1 pseudogene is annotated in these 563 nt (G+C 49.4%); it reads right to left on the minus strand.

The window, feature by feature from the left end:
• Nucleotides 1-563 (minus strand): annotated as a pseudogene (locus R8O11_RS30200) (MlaD family protein); the annotation flags it as partial.

The following is a 563-nucleotide window of genomic DNA, read 5'->3' on the forward strand; positions in this document are numbered from 1 at the left end:
CGTACCTGCTTGGATGTTCGCACCAGTAATACCGATAGACACATCCACACCCGACACATTCCAGAACACGCTGTTTTGACGCACTAACTACGCGTATTCAGGTTTGATTTTGATGGTGGAAACCACGCGATCAGCGAACTCGCCCAAGCGAACATCGGTAACTTGACCAACTTCCATTTGACGGTAGAGAACAGGAGTGCCGACTTGAACCGAACCGCGTTGCTCACTTTGCAGGGTAAACATGCCGCCTTCTACACGGACAAACCCTTTTTCTAATGGGAAATCGAACTTCGCCTTGCCATTACCCGGTTCAACGCTGATAGATTTTGAAACCAGCGCACCTAAGTTCTTCACGCCGCCAAGGCCAATTTCAGGTTCAGTTAGCCAAAAATGCGTGCCTTCTACCGCGATATTTTCCACGTATTCCGGCAAAATTCGGGCGGTGACTTCAACCAGATTGCGACGGAAATTCGGTACGACAAGCGTCACTTCACCTACCTTCACGCCTTGGTATTCAATCGGCATACCTTTAAGTACTTCTTGCGTGCCGTCTGTTTCTAGCG

It is taken from the genome of Vibrio sp. 1288, assembly GCF_033344475.1.